Source organism: Sunxiuqinia indica (assembly GCF_009847015.1).
GTDB classification, from domain to species: domain Bacteria; phylum Bacteroidota; class Bacteroidia; order Bacteroidales; family Prolixibacteraceae; genus Sunxiuqinia; species Sunxiuqinia indica.
Genome location: NZ_WVEM01000005.1, coordinates 259,216 through 280,009, shown reverse-complemented (window position 1 = coordinate 280,009; position 20,794 = coordinate 259,216). Strand labels below are relative to the sequence as shown.

At 41.0% G+C, this 20,794-nt stretch carries 19 protein-coding genes; 13 read left to right on the top strand and 6 right to left on the bottom strand.

Going from position 1 to position 20,794, the window contains the following annotated elements; genetic code table 11:
* The first annotated feature begins 67 nt into the window (after nt 1-67).
* The 9 genes from GR929_RS09840 (at nt 68) to GR929_RS09800 (ending at nt 10,212) form a co-directional block, all read left to right on the top strand.
* A complete protein-coding gene (locus GR929_RS09840) occupies nt 68-1,294 on the top strand; it encodes a glycoside hydrolase family 88/105 protein (protein ID WP_201300959.1) in 1,227 nt (408 codons plus the stop codon).
* Between the two features lie 155 nt (nt 1,295-1,449).
* Nucleotides 1,450-2,436: a pectinesterase family protein gene (locus GR929_RS09835; RefSeq protein WP_159519239.1), complete on the top strand. Its 987-nt coding sequence runs from the start codon at nt 1,450-1,452 to the stop codon at nt 2,434-2,436.
* 20 nt (nt 2,437-2,456) lie between these two features.
* Nucleotides 2,457-4,109 carry a glycoside hydrolase family 43 protein gene (locus GR929_RS09830; RefSeq protein WP_159519237.1) on the top strand — a complete coding sequence of 551 codons (1,653 nt, stop codon included), beginning with the start codon at nt 2,457-2,459 and terminating at the stop codon, nt 4,107-4,109.
* Between the two features lie 3 nt (nt 4,110-4,112).
* A complete protein-coding gene (locus GR929_RS09825) occupies nt 4,113-4,934 on the top strand; it encodes a rhamnogalacturonan acetylesterase (protein WP_235934239.1) in 822 nt (273 codons plus the stop codon).
* A gap of 12 nt (nt 4,935-4,946) precedes the next feature.
* Nucleotides 4,947-6,647: a glycoside hydrolase family 28 protein gene (locus GR929_RS09820; RefSeq protein WP_159519235.1), complete on the top strand. Its 1,701-nt coding sequence runs from the start codon at nt 4,947-4,949 to the stop codon at nt 6,645-6,647.
* 17 nt (nt 6,648-6,664) lie between these two features.
* On the top strand, nt 6,665-8,062 hold the full coding sequence (locus GR929_RS09815; RefSeq protein WP_159519233.1) for a pectate lyase family protein: 1,398 nt from the start codon (nt 6,665-6,667) through the stop codon (nt 8,060-8,062).
* A gap of 113 nt (nt 8,063-8,175) precedes the next feature.
* Nucleotides 8,176-8,919, top strand: a complete 744-nt coding sequence (locus GR929_RS09810; RefSeq protein ID WP_159519231.1) for a rhamnogalacturonan acetylesterase — start codon at nt 8,176-8,178, stop codon at nt 8,917-8,919.
* Between the two features lie 159 nt (nt 8,920-9,078).
* A complete protein-coding gene (locus tag GR929_RS09805) occupies nt 9,079-9,516 on the top strand; it encodes a GNAT family N-acetyltransferase (protein ID WP_159519229.1) in 438 nt (145 codons plus the stop codon).
* A 153-nt stretch (nt 9,517-9,669) separates the two neighbouring features.
* Nucleotides 9,670-10,212: a DUF4251 domain-containing protein gene (locus GR929_RS09800; RefSeq protein ID WP_159519227.1), complete on the top strand. Its 543-nt coding sequence runs from the start codon at nt 9,670-9,672 to the stop codon at nt 10,210-10,212.
* A 131-nt stretch (nt 10,213-10,343) separates the two neighbouring features.
* Here GR929_RS09800 and GR929_RS21760 read toward each other — a convergent pair whose 3' ends face one another.
* From GR929_RS21760 to GR929_RS09780, 5 genes are read right to left on the bottom strand one after another with little or no spacing between them, the layout of a single operon-like run.
* Entirely contained in the window at nt 10,344-11,777 is a 1,434-nt protein-coding gene (locus GR929_RS21760; protein ID WP_201300958.1) for a ferrous iron transporter B, read from the bottom strand.
* A 10-nt stretch (nt 11,778-11,787) separates the two neighbouring features.
* A complete protein-coding gene (locus tag GR929_RS21755; RefSeq protein ID WP_201300957.1) occupies nt 11,788-12,591 on the bottom strand; it encodes a FeoB small GTPase domain-containing protein in 804 nt (267 codons plus the stop codon).
* Between the two features lie 51 nt (nt 12,592-12,642).
* Nucleotides 12,643-13,701: a metal-dependent transcriptional regulator gene (locus tag GR929_RS09790; RefSeq protein WP_159519225.1), complete on the bottom strand. Its 1,059-nt coding sequence runs from the start codon at nt 13,699-13,701 to the stop codon at nt 12,643-12,645.
* 35 nt (nt 13,702-13,736) lie between these two features.
* Nucleotides 13,737-14,504, bottom strand: a complete 768-nt coding sequence (locus GR929_RS09785) for a transporter (RefSeq protein WP_159519223.1) — start codon at nt 14,502-14,504, stop codon at nt 13,737-13,739.
* A gap of 6 nt (nt 14,505-14,510) precedes the next feature.
* Complete coding sequence (locus tag GR929_RS09780) at nt 14,511-15,182, bottom strand: metal-dependent transcriptional regulator (protein WP_201300956.1); 672 nt, start codon at nt 15,180-15,182, stop codon at nt 14,511-14,513.
* A gap of 338 nt (nt 15,183-15,520) precedes the next feature.
* Here GR929_RS09780 and GR929_RS09775 point away from each other — a divergent pair, with 338 nt between their 5' ends.
* From GR929_RS09775 to GR929_RS09765, 3 genes are all read left to right on the top strand, one after another.
* Nucleotides 15,521-16,153 carry a YqaA family protein gene (locus GR929_RS09775; protein WP_159519221.1) on the top strand — a complete coding sequence of 211 codons (633 nt, stop codon included), beginning with the start codon at nt 15,521-15,523 and terminating at the stop codon, nt 16,151-16,153.
* A gap of 183 nt (nt 16,154-16,336) precedes the next feature.
* The gene (locus GR929_RS09770) at nt 16,337-17,761 is read left to right on the top strand and encodes a pectate lyase family protein (protein WP_159519219.1); all 1,425 of its coding nucleotides are present in this window, start codon (nt 16,337-16,339) and stop codon (nt 17,759-17,761) included.
* 308 nt (nt 17,762-18,069) lie between these two features.
* Nucleotides 18,070-19,530 (top strand): sensor histidine kinase, encoded by a 1,461-nt coding sequence (locus tag GR929_RS09765; protein WP_159519217.1) that lies wholly within the window; start codon nt 18,070-18,072, stop codon nt 19,528-19,530.
* 155 nt (nt 19,531-19,685) lie between these two features.
* Here the strand turns inward: GR929_RS09765 and GR929_RS09760 are convergent, their stop codons facing one another.
* Nucleotides 19,686-20,072 carry a hypothetical protein gene (locus GR929_RS09760; protein WP_159519215.1) on the bottom strand — a complete coding sequence of 129 codons (387 nt, stop codon included), beginning with the start codon at nt 20,070-20,072 and terminating at the stop codon, nt 19,686-19,688.
* A gap of 113 nt (nt 20,073-20,185) precedes the next feature.
* Between GR929_RS09760 and GR929_RS09755 the strand changes: the two genes are divergently transcribed.
* Entirely contained in the window at nt 20,186-20,794 is a 609-nt protein-coding gene (locus tag GR929_RS09755) for an HAD family hydrolase (protein ID WP_159519213.1), read from the top strand.

Genomic DNA, 20,794 nt, shown 5'->3' with positions numbered 1-20,794 from the left:
TGTGAATATTATTTTTTAAAACAAGACTCCTCCCTAAGTTTATTTATGCCTCTAAAATTAAAACAAAATGTACCTGACAAAAGTTAAAAATGCTTATCTGATTCTGGCACTGATTGGCTTTACCTTCAGCCAATGCACAACAACCGAAAAAAAGGAAAAGGAGTCTGACCCAATCGTTGCAGACTCAACAGCGATTAAAATGGCAGTTCGTATGGCCGACTCCGAGATGGTTCACTTTCCGGAGGCTTCAACCGTAGATTTTAACCCTGAAGGAAAATGGAGCTATACTGCCGGACTGGTTTCTTCAGCCATGGTTGAATTGTCGGAGGAAACAGGAGATTCTGCTTATTACGAATATGCCAAAGAGTATGCAGATCAGTTCATTAACGAAGATGGTGAAATAAAAGGTTATAAAAAGAGTGATTTTAATATTGATAAAATTAACTCTGGTAAATTCTTGTTTGATCTATATGAAAAGACAGGTGATGAGCGCTACAAAAAGACTATTTTCATATTACGCGATCAATTGGAGGATCATCCACGTACTTCGGAAGGTGGGTTTTGGCACAAAAAAAGATACCCTCATCAAATGTGGTTAGATGGCTTATATATGGGAGCTCCGTTTTATGCCGAGTTTGGAAAAGTGTTCGACGAGCCGGCAGCATTTGATGATGTGATCAATCAATTCGTCACCGTACACAAGCATACCTATGACTCAATCGTTGGGTTAAACTACCACGGATGGGATGAAAGCAAAGAGCAGCGTTGGGCAGATCCGGAAACCGGATGTTCTCCTCATTTCTGGGGACGTGCAATGGGATGGTATGCTGCAGCTCTGGTTGATGCATTGGATTTTATTCCTGAAGATCATCCTGAAAAACACCAGGTTGTTGAGATATTGCAAGAAGTAGCAGCCGGTTTGAAAAAGTGGCAGGACGAAGAAACAGGTCTTTGGTATCAGGTGTTAGATCAGGGAGACCGGGAAGGAAATTACCTGGAATCGTCTGCTTCAAGCATGTTTGTTTATGCATTGGCTAAAGCCACTCGAGTAGGATATATTGACGAAGAATATCGTGAGGTAGCCGAAAAAGGATACGCCGGCATTTTGGATAACTTCATTAAAGAAAATGAAAATGGCACGATTAGCCTAACCGATGTTTGTTCTGTCGCAGGACTTGGCGGCGATCCGTATCGTGATGCGTCTTTTGAGTACTACATTAGTGAGCCTATTCGTGATAATGATCCAAAAGGCGTCGGTCCATTTATTTTGGCCAGCCTGGAAATCAGCAAATAATGAATTAAGAGATCAAAAGGGGTGAAAAGTATTGTTATTTTGAATTTTTTTCAGAGTGACAGTATACGTTTTTTTATCGTATCGCCAGTTTTTTTTAGGTGAATCAAAAACTCTGCGACACAAAAACAGAACTGAGCGATCAAAATATAGAAAACATGCAACTAAAAAACTACGGGCTACTGGTACTTTTTGTTCTGTTAAATACATTTGGTTTTGCCAATGTTGGGCAGCAATTTGATTTTGTAGTTTCGAAAGATGGATCAGGTGATTTTACCACTGTTCAGGAAGCCATTGATGCTGTTCCTCATTTTCGGAAAGAGAGAACGACCATCTTTATCAAAAACGGTGTTTACAAAGAAAAATTGATTTTGCCGAGTTCTAAAAACAAGGTCAGTTTTATCGGTGAAAGTGTTGAGAACACCCTTATTACAAACGATGATTATGCTTCCAAAGAAAATTGTTTTGGAGAAGAAATGGGAACAACCGGTTCGTCGGGCTTTTATGTGTTTGGCAACGACTTTAATGCCGAAAATATCACCTTCGAAAATTCTGCCGGTTCAGTAGGTCAGGCGGTTGCTGTTCGGGTTACCGGCGACCGTATTTTCTTTAATAATTGTCGTTTTTTGGGAAATCAGGATACCCTGTATCCGCAAGGAGAAAATAGTCGTCAATACTATAAAAACTGTTACATTGAGGGTACGGTCGATTTTATTTTTGGTTGGTCAACAGCTGTCTTCGAAGATTGCGAAATCTTTTGCAAAGCCCCAGGCTATGTAACGGCTGCGTCAACCTTGGAGGAAACACCTTTTGGCTTTGTTTTTTTGCATTGTAAAATCACAGGCAATGCTCCGGCAGGCTCCGTTTATCTTGGCCGTCCCTGGAGACCCTATGCCAAAACAGCTTTTATTGAATGTGAGCTGAGCGAAGTGATTAAAGAAGAAGGTTGGCATAATTGGGGAAAAGAAGAAGCCGAAAGAAAGTCAACTTACGTTGAGTACCAAAATACAGGTGAGGGTGCTAATCCCAAAAAACGTGTAGCGTGGGCGCCACAACTAACTAAAGAGCAAAGAGCCAATTATACGTTAGAGAATATTTTTGATGGGTGGATGCCCGGAAAAGCATTTGTTGAAAAACGTAGATAAATTAACAAACTAAATAGAACATGAAGCTTAATAAACTACAATTACTAATTATAGCATGTCTTGTAAGCATGTTGAATCCGGTGTTAGCACAAAAGAAAGATGTCTCCAAACAGTATATTTCAAATGTATGGGTAGCCGATAACGGCGATGGGACTTATAAAAATCCCATTCTTCATTCCGACTATTCTGATCCTGACGCTGTGCGGGTTGGCGACGATTTTTATATGACTGCATCGTCGTTTAATTGTGTTCCCGGCTTACCCATTTTGCATTCTAAAGATTTGGTGAATTGGGAATTGATTAATTATGCGTTGCCTAAACAACCACCCTTTGATGTGTTTGATAAACCACAACACGGCAATGGCGTGTGGGCTCCCTGTATCCGTTATCACGAAGGCGAGTACTACATTTATTATCCTGATCCTGACATTGGAATTTATATGACAAAAGCAGAAGATCCGGCCGGTAAATGGTCTGAACCTGTTTTGGTGCGTGGAGGCAAAGGCCTGATTGATCCATCGCCGCTTTGGGACGACGATGGGAAAGCTTATTTGGTGTATGCATTTGCCGGAAGCAGAGCGACTGTGAAAAGTGTATTGATGCTGAGCGAAATGACCCCTGATGGGACACAATTGATAGGTAATGATGTCATGTTAATTGATGGTCACGAAGCTCATCCAACAGTTGAGGGACCTAAGTTTTACAAACGAAACGGTTACTACTATATTTTTGCTCCAGCCGGAGGTGTTTCAACTGGTTGGCAGTTGATATTACGCTCAAAAAATATCTATGGCCCTTACGAAGAGAAAGTTGTTTTAGAGCAAGGAGAAACAGATATTAATGGCCCTCATCAAGGAGCTTGGGTAGATACCCAAACTGGCGAAGATTGGTTCATTCATTTTCAGGATAAAGAAGCCTACGGACGTATTGTGCACTTGCAACCCATGAGTTGGGAAAACGATTGGCCTGTGATGGGAGTTGATCAGGATGGCAATGGAATAGGTGAGCCTGTTGCATCGTACAAAAAACCCGACGTTGGTGGTACTTACCCAGTTGTAACTCCGCCCGAAAGCGATGAATTTAATACACACAAGTTGGGAATTCAGTGGCAATGGCATGCTAATCCAAAGCTTAAATTTGGTTACCCGTCAGGTAACTTGGGGTATTACAGGTTAAACTGCAAACCTCGTCCTGAGAATTATGTAAGTCTTTGGCCTATTCCGAATTTATTATTACAGAAATTTCCGGCGGAAGAGTTCATGGCAACGACCAAACTGACCTTCAATCACCGATTTGATGGCGAAGAAGTCGGGTTTGTTGTGATGGGTGAAAACTATCAATACATTTCCTTAAAGCAGGTTGGCGAAAAGCTGATGGCCCGAGTGGTAAATTGCGAAAATGCCCGCACAGGAGGTGTCGAAAAGGAACTGTATTGCGACGATTTTGATAGCAATACCGTTTATTTCCGAATTAACGTAAAAGAAGGAGCTGTTTGCAGTTTTAGCATCAGTAAGAACGGAAAGAAATTTAAGGAAGTTGGAGAGAGTTTCTCTGCAGTTCCTGGTCGTTGGATTGGTGCAAAAATTGGCTATTTCGCGCTTCGCGATGGAATCATCAATGATTCGGGTACCGTTGACATCGACTGGTTTAGAATTGACGAGCTTAAGAAATAATTCATGCAGCAAAAACTAGGTAAATATCGCGCAGTTGCTCTGATGCTGATTTTAGGATTGTCACCAATCTTAAAATCATGTACCGACAAGCAAGAGGAGCTCAAAGAAAAAGTAAGCAAGGTTTGGTTGATTGGAGATTCAACGGTTGCCAATTATGCTTTAGAAGAAGATTACCTGTCGAAACGACATCCAATTACAGGTTGGGGGCAGGTATTTCAGCCATTTATGTCAAAAGACAGCATTTCGCAAATCAGCCAATTGACTGATGCCGATAGCTTGGTTGTTGACGACCGAGCCAAGGGGGGGCGCAGCACTCGTACTTTTTTTCAGGAAGGGCGCTGGCGAGCTGTTTATAACGAACTGCAAGTCGGTGATTTGGTCTTGATGCAGTTTGGACATAATGATGCAGCCGAAAGCAAGCCCGCGCGATATGTTAATATTGAGGGCTACAAAGAGTTTTTACGCTTGTTTATCAATCAAACACGTGAAAAAGGAGGTACTCCGATATTAGTAACTCCCGTTGCCCGGAACTATCCCTGGGAAGATGGGCACCTGCAAAACATTCATGGAGATTATCCTGATGCAATGAAAGCGGTTGGTAATGAAATGGATGTTTTGTTGATTGACTTGAATCAACGATCAATGGATTCTTTTTCTGAAAAAGGAAAAGAGTACGTATCAAAAAATTATTTCATGAACTTACCTGCCGGCGTTTACGAAGCCTATCCAGATGGACAGGATGATAATACGCACTTTCAACCAGAAGGAGCAAAAGAAGTGGCTCGATTGGTTTATGAAGAAATGAAAAAAATAGGAAAACAATAAATACATAATATAATGAAAAAGCTAGCTGGATTTTTTACAACGCATTTATACCTGTTGTTATTTGTCGCTGTCGCTTGTACAGCACAGCAACCTAAAGTCGAAAAAACATTTGATATTTATGAGGGGGTTGAATTTGAAATGCCAATGGTCATTGAACCAAGTTTCCCTGATTATTCAGCATCGATTACAGAATATGGGGCAGTTGGTGATGGCCAGGTATTAAATACAAAAGCGTTCGCTGATGCGATTGACCAAGTTGCTGAAAAGGGTGGCGGAATAGTATCTGTTCCTCGCGGAATTTGGCTGACCGGACCAGTCGTATTGAAGAGTAACATCAATCTTCATTTGGAAGATGGTGCGTTGATTATTTTTAGCACCAATAAAGATCTTTATCCGTTGGTTGAAACCAGTTTTGAAGGACTGAATACCGTACGCTGTCAGTCGCCGATTTCGGGAAATGATCTGGAGAATATTGCTATTACAGGAACTGGTGTGATTGATGGTTCAGGTGATGCCTGGCGTCCTGTTAAAAGGTCGAAATTGACAGATAAACAATGGAACGAGTTTGTCAACTCAGGTGGCGTCGTCGATAAAGATGGCCGCATCTGGTATCCTTCTCAGCAATATCTTGACGCAGTTGAGATGGCTGATATGAACGTGGTTCAGAAATATGACAATATGGAGGATTACAATAAAATTAAAGATTTTATGCGTCCGGTGATGGTGAGTCTGGTAAATTGTAACAAGGTATTGCTTGACGGACCTGTTTTTCAAAACTCTCCGGCCTGGAATATTCACCCGCTAATGTGCGAGAACTTGACGGTCCGCAATATTGATGTCCGCAACCCATGGTACTCGCAAAACGGTGATGGGATAGATGTTGAATCATGCAAAAACACGGTGTTATACGACTCTTCTTTTGATGTGGGCGACGACGCAATTTGCATCAAGTCAGGAAAAGATGAAGATGGACGTGATCGAGGAATTGCTAATGAAAATATGGTGGTTAAGAATTGCATTGTTTATCACGGACATGGCGGTGTAACTGTTGGAAGCGAAATGTCCGGAGGTGTAAAAAACCTACACGTTTCTGGATGTACTTTTATGGGAACTGATGTTGGTTTACGCTTTAAAAGTACACGTGGACGCGGCGGCGTTGTTGAAGGAATCTATATTTCAGATGTCGATATGATTGATATTCCGACCAATGCGATTTCTTTCAACTTATATTATGGAGGCAAATCAGTTTCCGAGATGTTGGCAGACAAGGATAATGAAAAAATAGAGGAAGTCATCCCTCCGGTAACCGAAGAAACACCTCAGTTTAAAGATATAACGATAAAAAATGTTCGATGCAAAGGGGCTCATCAGGCGATTTATTTACAAGGTCTTCCTGAAATGAATCTGGAGAATGTTTTATTGGAAAACCTAACAATGGAAGCAGAAAATGGCTTGCTATGTATGGATGCAAAAGGCATTACGGTGAAAAATCTTCACTTAAAGGCAAAAGTTCAACCTGCTCTTAATTTTTATAATGTGAAAGATGTGAAGATTTCCGGGCTTGAAATTCAAAAAGCTGATCAACCCATGATTTCCGTGAGTGGAGCAAAGACCGAGAATGTGGAAATTAAGGTGATGTCGGATATAAATGTAGATGAAGTATTAGTTCTGGATAAAGAAGTGAACAGTAGTGAGGTGAAGGTTAGTAAGTAAATTCAAGACATTGAATTATGCGAAAACTAATTCTAATCATTCTGTTTTTTCCATTGTTTGCGCAGGCACAGCAGCTGGCGTTTCCCGGAGCTGAAGGCTTTGGACGCTATACAAAAGGCGGACGCGGTGGCGATGTTTATATCGTAGACAAGCTGACTGATAATCCTGATAGTCCTCAGGAAGGTTCACTGCGTTGGGCACTTGAGTTGGATTGCAGGCGAACCATCGTTTTTGCTGTTTCCGGAACAATTGCACTCAAAGCTCCTCTAAAAGTTAGCCACGGACATGTAACCATTGCCGGGCAAACAGCACCGGGAGACGGAATCTGCGTAAAAAATTATGCTTTTTCGGTTAGTTCAAGTGATGTCATTATTCGTCATCTGCGTTTTCGATGTGGCGACGAAACATTGCAAAGTAGTGCACAGGATGCCATGAATGGTAAGCGCAAGGAGGATATCATTATTGATCATTGCTCCTTAAGTTGGTCGATTGATGAGACAATGTCTTTTTACGATAACAAGAACTTAACGGTTCAGTGGTGTATTGTAAGTGAAAGCTTGTATGATTCGGGACACAAAAAAGGCAAACACGGTTATGGGGGAATTTGGGGTGGTACAGGAGCCTCATTTCATCATAATTTAATTGCCAGTCACACCAGCCGGCTGCCACGTTTTAATGGAGCCCGGTTTGATACTACTCCTGAAACCGAATATACTGATTTCAGAAATAATGTGATTTTCAACTGGGGATTTCAAAATGTTTATGGTGGCGAAGAGGGCAACTATAACCTGGTGAATAACTATTATAAGGCAGGTCCGGCTACAAAAAGAAATGGCGAGCTACCACATCGTATCCTAAGTTTAACGCATGAGTACATCAAAAATAAAGGCAATGAAAATGCGGATACTTTGGGAGCTGGCAAGTTTTATATTGAGGGCAATTATGTTGATGGTTTTCCTGAGGTTACCGCCGATAATTGGACCAAGGGAGTTCAAAAAGCTAGTGATAAAGTAATCCACGGAGCCCGATTAGAAGAACCCGTGCCATTTGCACCTGTTAATACGCAGGATGCTGAAGAGGCGTACCGGTTGGTATTGAAATACGCAGGAGCAACGAAACCTCAAAGAGACCCGATTGATCAACGAATTGTTTGGGAAACAGAAACCGGCGTTTGTAAATTTGGTGACAGCTGGGGAGCAAACTCCGGAATTATTGATTCGCAAAAATCAGTTGGCGGCTGGCCTGAATTAAAGTCGAAGCCGGCACCAAAGGATACCGATCGGGATGGCATGCCTGATGAATGGGAAGTAAAAAATAAACTTGATCCTAAAAATGCGTCCGATAGAAATGGTGATTGCGATGGCGATGGATACACCAATTTGGAGGAATATTTAAATGAATTGGCTGAATGCTAAAATCAAATTTCAACAAAAGATACTGAAAACGAGCAGGTAAAAATTCGCACATGTAGACGATTGGTAACAAGTGATTTATGTTGATGTGCGTAAAATAAAATGATTAAAAACGGATGAAGAATACAATTTTAATGGTCGTGCTTGCATTGGTTCTGTCGTCATGCAGCACAAAAGAAAAAAGCATTGATGTTTTTATGGTTGGCGACTCAACCATGGCAAATAAAAAGACCGAAGTTTATCCTGAAACAGGGTGGGGACAAGTTGTAGCCCAGTATTTTGATTCGTTAGTTACGGTTCATAATCACGCGGTGAACGGACGCAGTACCAAAAGTTTTATAGACGAAGGTCGGTGGCAAGTTGTTTTGGATAGCTTGAAGAAAGGTGATTTCGTTCTGATTCAATTTGGGCACAACGACCAAAAAATTAAGGACAGCACACGATATACCATTCCTTTTGAAAGCTACTCTGAAAATTTGGAGAAGTATGTGTTGGAAACTCGTGAGAAAGGTGCGACTCCAATTTTACTAACCTCTATTGTTCGCCGTAAGTTTGACGAAAATGGACAATTGGTAGATACGCATGGCGATTATCCTGTTGCAATGAGGCAGGTAGCGGAAAGGCTTAATGTTCCTTTAATCGACTTGCAAAAACTAACGGAAGACTTGGTTCAGTCGATGGGGGATGAGCCTTCGAAAGAACTCTATCTGTGGACCGAGCCTACTGAGAAATATCCGGAAGGAAGGCAAGATAACACACACCTTCGATTGGCAGGAGCTATAAAAGTGGCAGCGTTGGCTACCCGCGAACTTACAAAGCTGCCGATCGACTTAGCGGATCATGTGATCGTAAATGATTAGTTTTTACTAAAGATCGTAGCGGGCAGGAATCATGACCTTGGATAAGGTCAATACGAACTAAAAAGGGTATTCGAAGGAATGCCCTTTTGGGTTTACTCTAATTACGAGATGTTCTAAGTTTTATTAACTTGTCTTCTAATTGTATTGAGTAAGATCAGTATGGAAGCTAAGTTCAGGAAAATCAAAAAAACGGATTTCCCAAAATTGATTGAATTATTTAAAGAGTTTGCCACTTTCCAAAGAATGCCTGGAAAAGTAACGAATACTGAAAAACAGATGCTTCAGGAAAGTGACTATGTTAATGGATTTGTGGCATGCCAGGGTCGTGAAGTTATTGGCTATGTAACTTGTTTCTTCGCCTACTATACTTGGATAGGGAAATCGCTCTATATGGATGATCTCTATGTAAAGCCTCAATTCAGGGGTCAGGGAGTGGGCACTAAGTTAATCAACCAGGTGATTGAATTTGGTCAAGCTCAAAATTGTAAAAAATTACATTGGCAGGTATCCGAATGGAATCAGCCAGCTATTGATTTTTATAAAAGTATTGGAGCTTCTGTTGATGGCGTGGAATCCAATTGTGATTTGCCGCTATAGTATAAAACCGAAACATATCGTTTTCTACCTCAAACACACTCTCTCCAGTTTGTTAATTCTTGCTAAAGAGTGCTAAAGAATGTTTTACGATGCACTTCTGGAATAAATCTTGCTATTTAATCAGTAGAAAAAAGAAAAACAGGAGGAAAAATAATGAAAAAGATTGCTTTATTGATCATGTGCGTTGTTGTATCGGGTACCATTTTTGCACAAAAAAATGACAAGGACTCGGTTCTGTCCAAAAAAGAGATACGGCAGATCGAGATGGAGAAGCAATATGAATTAACAAAGTATATGTTGGAGAATAAAAGCTTTGTGCTGGAGGCCGATTTTTTACAGGATAAGTATGGAAATCGAGTCTTTGCGAGCTCCAACATCAACTTCGTATCAGTTGACTCAGCAACAGCAGTTATTCAGGTTGGCTCAAACTTCCGTATTGGGCCGAATGGTGTTGGTGGAGTAACAGCTAAAGGTACTATTACAAAATATGAACTTAAGGAGAATGAGCGAAAGAGAACTTTTAGTTTGGCTTTAAATGTGATGACTCCACTAGGAATTTACGACTTACGGTTTTCAATCAGTCCGTCAGGAAACACAAGGGCAACCTTAACGGGTTTAAGGCGGGGACAGCTAACCTTTGAAGGTGACTTGGTTCCGTTGGAAGAATCCCGTGTTTATGAAGGACAATCGCTATAGGGTTAAGAACAGAAAGGGCATTCGAAAGAATGTCCTTTTTATTCTTATAAATACTTGATATATGGGACTGAAAAAAGAAATGCAACTCGATTTGGCGAGCTGCATTTCTTTTTTTTTAGGTGTTAAATTCCTTATCCAACTACAAATAGCATCCATATTTGTGTGGTGAAAAAGCAAATAACCAGTCCCATAACAATGGGTAGAAAAGTTGAAACAAGTGTCCATTTCCAACTTTTGGTTTCTTTAAAAATTGTATAAATGGTTGTTGAGCACGGGTTATGCAGCAAGCTGAAAAGCATCAGGTTTACGGCTGTAAGCAAAGTCCAGCCTCCCGCATGCAAGATGTTGGCTGTGTCACCCACCGAGTCGAGCTCGAACATAACTCCATCACCGGCTCCTCCGGTTAGTTTTGTGCTTAATACGGTTAGCATTAATATTGTAGGAATAACTATTTCGTTCGCGGGAATAGCAATAATGTAGGCCAGTAAAATAACTCCATTCAACCCAAATATAATGGCAAAAGGATCGGACCACTGAATAAAGTGTTCGGCCAGGCTGAGTTCGCCAATATGAATGTTGGCCACCAACCAAATAACAATCCCGGCAGGAATTGCAAAAATGATCGCACGCCAAAGTACGAATATGGTTCGGTCGATTAGCGAGGTGTAAAGCGTTTGCCATATTCTGGGCGGTCGGTAGGGTGGGAGCTCCAGGCTAAAAGCGGATGCTTCACCACGCAGTACAGACTTGCTCAACCCCCAGGAAACAACCAAACTCAGAAATATTCCAAAAACCGCTATGCCTACAACTGCTCCGGCGGAAACGACTCCGGCAAGCTGTGCTGGAACAAGTCCTCCGATAAAGATTGAGGCAATTAATATTTGCGTGGGCCAGCGACCATTACACAACGAAAAATTGTTGGTGATAATGGCTACCAATCGTTCGCGCGGACTATCGATTACCCGGGTGGCAATAACCCCCGCAGCATTACATCCAAATCCCATACTCATCGATAGTGCCTGCTTGCCATGTGCTCCGGCTTTGCGGAACAGGTTGTCCATATTGAAGGCCACTCGTGGCAGATAACCAAGATCTTCGAGCAAGGTAAATAGTGGGAAAAAGATCGCCATTGGGGGCAGCATCACCGCGATGACCCAGGCCATTGACAAATAAGCACCATCAATTAAAACACCATCAAGCCACCAAGGCATGTTAATTGATGCCGCTGCACTCTTTAAAATTGGGTGCATGTAGTCGACTAATAGCGATGCCAGAAGACCGGATGGGTAGTTGGCTCCAGCTACGGTTAGCCAGAAAACGGTGGCAAGCATCAAAAACATCAGTGGAAAACCAAGCCATCTGCTTGTGACAATTTTATCAATTTTAAGATCGGCGCTATAGGCTTCTTTTTCGCCTTTTTGTGTTACTGTTTTTCGGGCAATCTGCGATGCATTGGAGTAAATCGATTCAATTACAGTATCATGAAAGTCTAGTCCCAATTCCCATCGGGCTGAGTTGGCCTCATTTAATAACTCTTCTCTTTCTTTATTGGTTGTATTTTGCATGTTGTTACTTTTAGGATTGAACCACTGATTCGTTTGTGTTGATACTTCCCAGCTCGCCGGTGCGAACAGCTTCAATGATGCTGTTATCGCCTTCGAGTAGGCGCAGCGCTACCCAATTCGTGTTCGGAAGATTGGGGTATTGCCGGGCAAGTTTCTCGGAGAGGGTTGAAATGGCATGTTGTAATTTGGGTGAGCGGTTCTTCATTTTGTGAGGTTTGCAAACGTACTTGCCGCTGGCCACTTCTTCGATAGCTGCTAAAAGTTCCTGCATACCTTGTTTTCGTCTGGCCGCAGTGGGAATTACCGGAATTCCCAATTCCTTGGATAAGGCTCTTGTGTCAATTTCAATACGATTTCTTTTGGCTTCATCCATTAGATTGAGGCACAAAACAGCACGGTCGGTTATTTCGAGTATTTGCAGTGCCAGGTTCAGGTTGCGTTCCAGTCTTGTGGCATCCACTACAATGACGGTCACATCTGGCTGACCAAACAAGATGAAATTTCGTGCTACTTCCTCGTCAGTACTGGTTGAAAGCAGTGAGTAAGTTCCCGGAAGATCGACCACTTTATAGCGCTTTTCATTGTAACTGAATCCTCCTTCGGCTCGTGTAACTGTTTTCCCGGGCCAGTTGCCGGTATGTTGACGAAGGCCGGTCAGGTTATTAAAAACCGTACTTTTCCCTGTGTTTGGGTTTCCGGCCATGGTGATCACGTAGTCCACATCATCCAGATTCAGTCCTAGTTTTACCAGGTTGGCAGCATTGTGGACGGAACAATTGTTGCAGTTGTTCGTATTTTGTATAATTGACTTCATGTGTTTCTAGTTTAAAATTATCAAAAGGTATTGTGTGGAACTTGTTTCTAATCACTGTTTTGTGCTCGTCTCTTTTGGGCGGTCGATAAAGATTAATTCAGCTTCTTTCTGTCGTATTCCGATGGTGGTTCCCATTACCCTGTAGCCAACCGGGTCGCCGGAGGCACTTCTTATTTCGGGTGAAATCAGACTTCCGGGAACAATGCCCAGATCCATAAGCCTTCGTCGTTGTTGTCCCCGGCAATTGGGCGAGATTGCTGCTACCTTGGCTTTTTCGCCAACCGCAAGTTCCGAAAGCAATTCGTATTTCTGTGTTAATGGCACTTTCCCTGAAAGCAGCTCTACCGTGATGTGTGCTGCAAAAAGCGGGGTTAGGGTACATTCGTCACCATCAGCAGCAAAGGTGATCTTCTTTTCGTTAACGTCGGTTACATATACTTGCATGCCGGGGTATAATCCGAGTACCACCAATTGTTCGTAAATATTTCTGGGTTCATCTTCGATATGAATAATGCGCCCAATGTTGCCTTCTTTTAATTGGCTCAGGGACTTTCCTTTATGGTTGGGTAGGTTTCCTTCTGCGGTCGGAATCGGATCACCATGAGGATCAAATACCGGGTGTCCCATTTGGGCTGCCAGTTTTTCGGTATCTTCCGGGGTTACCTGATGCTCAATTTTATCGGCATGGTTATGCCAGTCGGCTTGTGAAACACTGGTTTCGTCGGCCAGATATCTTTCCCAAATACGATGCACACGAATTACACGAAGGGAGTAGGAGCGGCCAGTATCAGTCAATGTTATACTTTGATGATTGATAGCGATCAGTCCCATGGAAAGCAGACGTTCGAGCAATTTGCTGGCTTGGTCTCCGGTAATGTTCAAGTTGCCGGCAATTCCGTTCATGTCGCAAGTGCTGTTTCTGTATTCACAATCGAACAGATACTTCAATGCATCTTCCAGATGAACCCGCTGGTTGTTCATGTTTACTTTCGAAAGGAGAGCGATTAAACCCTTTTCGGGCCAAAAGATCCAGAAGAGGATTCCGATGATCAAAATTCCGGATAAAATCATGGTTCCGGGCTGGATCTGTAATATTGACAAGATATTCATTTCGTAAACGTATTATAGTTTCATTTTAATCGCGATTATTGAGGTAGCCGGAAGCTCAGACCAGCTCCAACAAAACTGTCGGCAGCATTTTCTGAAAGTCCGATTCCTCCCGAAATATCAACTTGAAGATTTGGAAGCAGTAAATAGGTAACTCCGGCATCCAGAAGATGTTCTTCTTTATCATTTGCACCCAGTAAGCCGAAGCCTTCAGCAAAGAGTCCAATTTTGTCAGAAATACCTATGCCCAGGGCAATGGAGTAGAAATAACCTGGTGTTGGCGTTTCTCCATCCCATTCAACTCCCAAATTATAGCCCAGCGAAATCCGGTCGGAAAGCGTGTGCGAAATGGATAGACGCATATTGGCCGCCGGCTCCGAGGGTTTGTATTCTTCATTGGCTGTAAAAGGGAAAGTCAGTGCACCTAAAATAGCGATGGCTGGCATCCCTTTTTGCTTATCACTAATTTTTACTTTGAAGCCGGTGTATAGTGGTCCAAATCCAGAAATTGAGCTTGAAGAGATCTCTGTTTTATCCCCAAGGTACTCCAAGCCTAAACGCAATTCGAAATTTGGCAGAATACCATAACGCAACAAGGTTGAATTATATGCGTATGAGGTCTGTTGTATCTGGTTAGCCTTGTCATTGAATACGACAAAGCCGGTCTCAATTTGTAGCGAGTTTAACGGAACAACTTCAGCTGATTCTGTTTGGTCAGGTCTATCGGTAATCAGTTCCGGAATGTTTTCCTGGGCTTTAGCGCCCGCTGCAATTAGAAGTAGTAGGAGAAGTATTCGTACGTTCATTTATTTCTATTTTAATTTTTTGATATAAATTGTATTTGCAAGCTCCATCGTTAACAGAAGTTTTGTATCGCCTACTTCTATTTCGGTCATCTTGTTTTTCTTATATTGTTTATTCACACAAAGTTTCGAGCCAATTTTAAGCTGATTCGAGTGGCAGAAATCAAAATATTCTTTGTCAGAACCTGATAAGCGTGCTATTTCATATTCACATCCGGTTTCAGCCAACGACAGAATGACGTTATTTTCGTTTGTTGGAATGATACCTTGCTTTGTGGGAATTGGGTCGCCGTGTGGATCAGTCAACGGATTTCCCAGAAATAAGGCAATTTTATCGGTTAAAAAATCAGAAGTCAGGTGCTCCAGTAGTTCGGCTTCGCGATGTATTTCGTGCATACTTAGCTCAAATACCTGATGAAGGAAGGTCTCCCAAAGCCGATGTTTCCGAAGAACACTCAAAGCCAACTTTTTCCCGGCAGGCGTTAGCTTTAGTTCTTTGTATTTCTCGTAATTAATAAGCTTTTTACGAGCGAGTTTTTGGGCCATGTCTGTTGCCCCGGCATTGGTAATTCCCAATTCTTTAGCAATTGAACCGGGCTTGGTGTCCAGATCTACTCCTTGCTCATATTTGTATATCGCTTTAATAAAATTCTCTGTTGAAGTTGAAATGTTATGGCTCATTTTAAAATAAATATTTAAGTATACTTAAAAAAGTAAACAAGCATATTGAAATAAGGTTTTTAGAAGTGCTTGTTTTTTTTGATGTTTTTTTGAGCGTACAATGGATGCCAAACTTGCTTTGTGGGAATTGGGGGTACGAATAATTCGTTTTAAAAAGCAAAAATCGACAAATTAGATTATTTTTGTGGAGATTATTTTTAACTGACCCCATTTTCCCAAAACTTATTTGCTGTTTATTGGTTTAAAGTTATTCTAATAGTTAATCAGTTTTTAACCGTTGTCCGCTGATAAGTTCCCGCAGGATTAAGTTCGGTCCGAATTTAGATATCAATTCAAACATGAAGTTAAACAACAGAAAGGTCAATCCAAATCAGGTAACCGTGAAGCGGTTAGTATTGTTAAATCGCTATTACCGGATTTCCCGATTTTATGAATTTATACGCAATACCTCGGTAAAGGGCGGGATTATCATTGCCGCTTTTGTATTGCTGATCGTTGGTTTGGATTATTTTGTGCTAGACTTTGATGCGTTGCTGAACCAGCTGGTGGAAACTTATTCGGCAGGGAGAGTATTTTTGGTTTTTTTCCTTTCTGAAACGTTTTTGGGCTTGCTGCCTCCCGAAATTTTTATTGCCTGGGCTTCAAAGGCTGCATCACCGTGGCTTTTTCTGTTTGTGTTATCGTTCCTGTCATACTTAGGCGGTGTTTTATCGTATTTTGCAGGAAATCGTTTGTTCCTGATTCCAACTGTTAAGGATTATATTGAAATAAAGATTAAAAGCCATATTGTCAATTTGCGCAAGTGGGGAGCTTTGTTTATTGTCATTGGAGCGCTTTTGCCCTTGCCGCATTCAATCGTTAGTGTGGCGTGCGGATTAATTAAATTTAATTTCCGCAGTTATCTGCTATGGGCACTGTTTCGTTTTGGGCGTTTTGCAATTTACGCGTTCATTATTTTCCAGATTTTTTAGCTGCTCGAGGTTGTTTTAGTGTAGAAGGATACGTTCACTAGAAGAGAGCTCTCTTCTACAGATATTGAATGTTTTCAAGGGCTAAACAGATAATAATAAATCGACATTCAAATTGGTGAACTAGTGATTGTCCTGACAAATATGTTTAGTAATTTAGTAAAACTAATGTTAGAACGTATTGTCATGAAATTTCACCCAATTAAGTTGTTTGTTTTCTTGTGTGCATGTCTTTTATCAATAGAAAGTCAAGCTCAAACCCCTGATTTCAGAATGGTTGGTTTTGCCACGCTGGATGGAGGAACTACAGGAGGAGCGGCCGGACAGACTGTTACTCCGGAAACATTTGTAGAATTGAAGCAGTACGTTGAAGATCCATCAACACCGTATATTATTCGGATTGAAAAGGAATTTAATACCGGTGTTCAAACGTGGGTGGATGAAGACGGGAGCATTGTTACCAACGAAGTTGCCGGAGCTATAGAAACTACCTTTGGCGCGATCTTCAAAGTTGGATCAAACAAAACGCTTCTTGGTGTTGGTGACCAAGGCTTTTTAAATCGAATTGGACTTGTTATTCAATGCCAGTCTAATATCATCATCCGAAATATCAAATTTACCATGAAAAACGTTCCTGCTACCCACGATGGGGAATATAAGATTTTAGATACGGATGGGACAACTACAATTGGCGATCCGGATTGTGTTGGTATACAGGCCGATGCTGAGAGTGTTCCGGAAGCCGAACGCATCAGCCAGCATATTTGGATTGACCATTGTGAATTTTACAACGAAAACATCGATAATAAAGACCGCTACGATGGTTTGGTCGACAATAAAAACAATGTGCAGAATCTCACCATTTCCTGGTGCTATTTTCACGATCATTCTAAAGCATTACTTTCGGGTAAAGGCAGCAGTGACGATTATAACCGAACCATTACATTTCACCACAACTATTTCTACCAGGTCTTTGGTTCGCGTTTGCCTCTTCTTCGATTTGGGCAACACCACTATTTCAACAATTTTATGGAGAATTGTGAAGGTGATGGTTTAAATCTCCGCATCAATACAAACTGTTACATTGAACGCAACTACTTTAAGGATTCGAAGAAACCGGTATTTGGCAAGCTTTCAGAAAATGGTCAGGGGAAATTGATCGACAATATCTTTAAAAATTGTAGTCGACTACCTGATGGAGTTACGAATGTCGACGGTGCAAAATCGGAGCCTTTGAGTAGCTCCGAGGAGTTTGTGAGGGAATGCAACTTTACTCCGTCGGACTTATACTCTTACGATGATGTATTGACGGCTACTGAAGATGTGCCTGAGGTAGTAAAAGCATATAGTGGAGTTGGTGTTATTTCGGGTGATGCCACTGCGACTAATACGACTCAAAAATTAGATCAAGCGGTTTGGGTTAGTGATCATGAACTTGTAATTCGGGCAGTACCAAACACCACTGCAGTGGTCTACGATCTGAGCGGAAGAACCGTTTATCAGGCTGTGTTGACAGATGAGATTAGCCACGTTCAATTAAATAAAAAAGGAATACATGTGGTGAGGCTAATCCTGAATAGTCAAGCAACCAATTATAAAGTAGCTTTTTAGGTGAAAAGGTTGAAGGGTGTAAAATCTCGATAGTCTGTTTCCTTTTTGCTGCCATATTCTGTGTTTGTACAACAAAATTGCATATCAATCAGGTAGGTTGTTTTTTTTTGAATTGATTCGGAAGCAAAGCAATGAGAACAGAGTTGAAAATTAGCTCTTTTGTGACACAATATTTGATCGACTAAGAATGGTGTCCTTAAATTTTGAATCGTTACTTTTAGCCAGAAGTAAATTCTCCAAAACTTAATTCTTGATTTGTGGTTAATTAAGCTGTTTTGTGAGTTGTAGCTTAATTAATAAAACTATTTATGTGGGAAGTTGTCTATCAGGTCTTAACAGTTGTTACTTCTGGTATTAGTCTCTTGATGGGACTTTATATGTTGTTGCTTTATCGAAGTACATTTGGGATTAAAGGCATTCGGTATTGGGCTACCGGAAGTTTGATGATTGGGGGTGGATTGCTTTTTAAGCTTGTGCCACCTTTCGGTAGTTTTTGGACAATTGTTATTCCAACAATTTTTACTGCAACTGGGCTTTATCTTTATTTAGCAGGTATATGGCTGTTCAAAGGAAAGAAAATCAGGACCTGGCTTATAGTTGGATTTCCAGCAATACACCTCATTCAGTCCATCGTATTTTATCAGTTCATTCCATCACACTCCATTCGTTCAATTGTATATGCAACCATACTAATAATCTATTGTATGATAGCTATTTATGAGATGTTAGTGTTGAATGATGAACAAAATCATCTCCGAAATTTATTTCGGATTAATGCGGTAGCGTTTTTTATTTTTTTGATCATATTGGTTCTCAGTATTGCATCAATGTTAACTACTCCAAATTTTGATCCTTCTAATATTGACGAATTTGCATTAATCCGTGTGGCAATTTCCGGCTTTTTGATGACTGTTTTGACTTTCGGTTTTATGTCAGCAGTTAATCTTCAACTGCAAAGGCAGCTTGAAAGACAACTGGTCTCTAAAAACAAATTCCTTAAAATAATTGCCCACGATTTGCGTGGTTCGGTTGGGACGATGAGCGGCTTTCTGAACTTGCTGAACAATGCGCCGGATATTCTTGAGAAGGAAAGAAATCACTATCTAGCCGAATTGGAAAAACTAAGTGAATCTACTTTTCATCTGCTCCAAAATTTATTGGAATGGTCGTCAGGTTCGAATAATACATTTCAAGGGGATTTAGAGCCAATAAAACTGACTCGTTTGGTTGAAGAGCATATCGATCATTTTGTGAGTTTGGCCAGATTTAAATCAATTGATGTAGATTATGACCAAGGGATAACAGCACCAATCAATGGAGATAGAAAGATGATTGAAACCGTTGTTCGCAATTTGTTTTCAAATGCCTTGAAATATACTCCAGAACATGGTCGAATTGAAATTAAAACGGAAAATCAGAACGATAAGGTTCGGTTACTGATTAAGGATAGTGGAGTGGGTATCCCGCCAGATAAACTGAAAGAGATCTTCACTTTTGAGAAGAGCAATTCATCGCTTGGAACTAATGGTGAAGTCGGGTCGGGTTTTGGTTTGGTTGTATGTCACGATTTTGTTAGGAAGAACAGGGGCTTCATTAAAATAAATAGTCGATTGAATGCAGGAACGGAAGTTATTTTGGAGTTTCCTGCGATAGATGTCAATAACAAAGCGATCGACGATGGCGCTCAGAAATTGAACTACAAAAAGAAATGGCTTACTCCCGAATTCTCGAGAAATTTAGGTGGTAAGAAGACCAGCATTAGGAGTTGACAGATGTTTGATAAACGAATCTTCATATATAGCGAATCTTTTCTGAAAATATTAGAGGTGTTAAAAGCTACCTATTTACAAAAGCAACATAGAAAACGCTTGTATTAATTCGGCTCGGAAGATAACGAAGGGACGATAAGTTAAATTGTGAAGAGTCAAAGTCGTTGCAACTCATAAACCATAAAAAATAAAGCTAAGCCGCCACCAACCAAAAACAAATTTGGAAATTTTGCCCAGCTGGATTTTTTCAATCCTAACACGAACCCCACAATGGCAATTACACCGGCGATAACCAGCCCCGAAAAATAAGTTAAGGCTTTAGCTTCAACAGGTGGTTCTTGTCCGTTGGTTATTTCGGGAACCGTAATTTGATCACCCAAAATAACCCACAACGCAAACAGAGCTAACACAACAAATGTACCTTGACCCAATTGCTGAAATAATTGCTTCTTTTTAGTCCACGAGTAAATGATCAAGCCAATACCTAAAAATAAAATCCATTGTGAGGTTGAGGTCAGCGTAAGGAATGCTTGTCGATCCATTATTTAAAATTTAGTCAAAAGTGTTAATTTTTTGGTAAAGAAAAAAATGAACTTGATTTATTCTATTTGGTTACATTTGTTAGCTTATAAACAGAAAAAATTAGTTGAATACAATGACAAAGAAACTTACAGTACCCACAAACATAAAAGGTCTGATTTTTGATTTGGACGGCACAATTGCTGACACGATGCCCATTCATTATATTGCCTGGAAAAATGCAGCCGCCCGTTATGGCATTGATTTTACGACCGAATTGTTCGAGCAATTGGCAGGTATTCCATTGTATGGAACGGTAAAAAAATTGAATGAGCTTTTCAATAAGAATATTGATTCAAAAGAAATGGGCGATTCCAAAGAAAAGGAATACGAAGATAATATGGACAAGGCACAGCCTGTAGAGCCGGTTGTCGACCTTATTCGAGAATATTACGGCAAGCTGCCAATGGCTGTTGGAACTGGTGGCGGACGAGAAATCTCAAAAAAGGCGATGCGCATTGTAGGCGTTGACAAATATATTGAACATCTGGTTTCGGCAGATGATGTGACGAAGCATAAACCACATCCGGAAACTTTTTTGAAATGTGCTGAGCTGATTGGTGTTGATCCAAAGGACTGTCTGGTTTTTGAAGATGGTGTGTTGGGAATTGAAGCTGCGAAGGCGGGCGGCATGCATGTGATTGATGTTAGAGATTATTATCAGGTAACCATCGGACAAGAATAA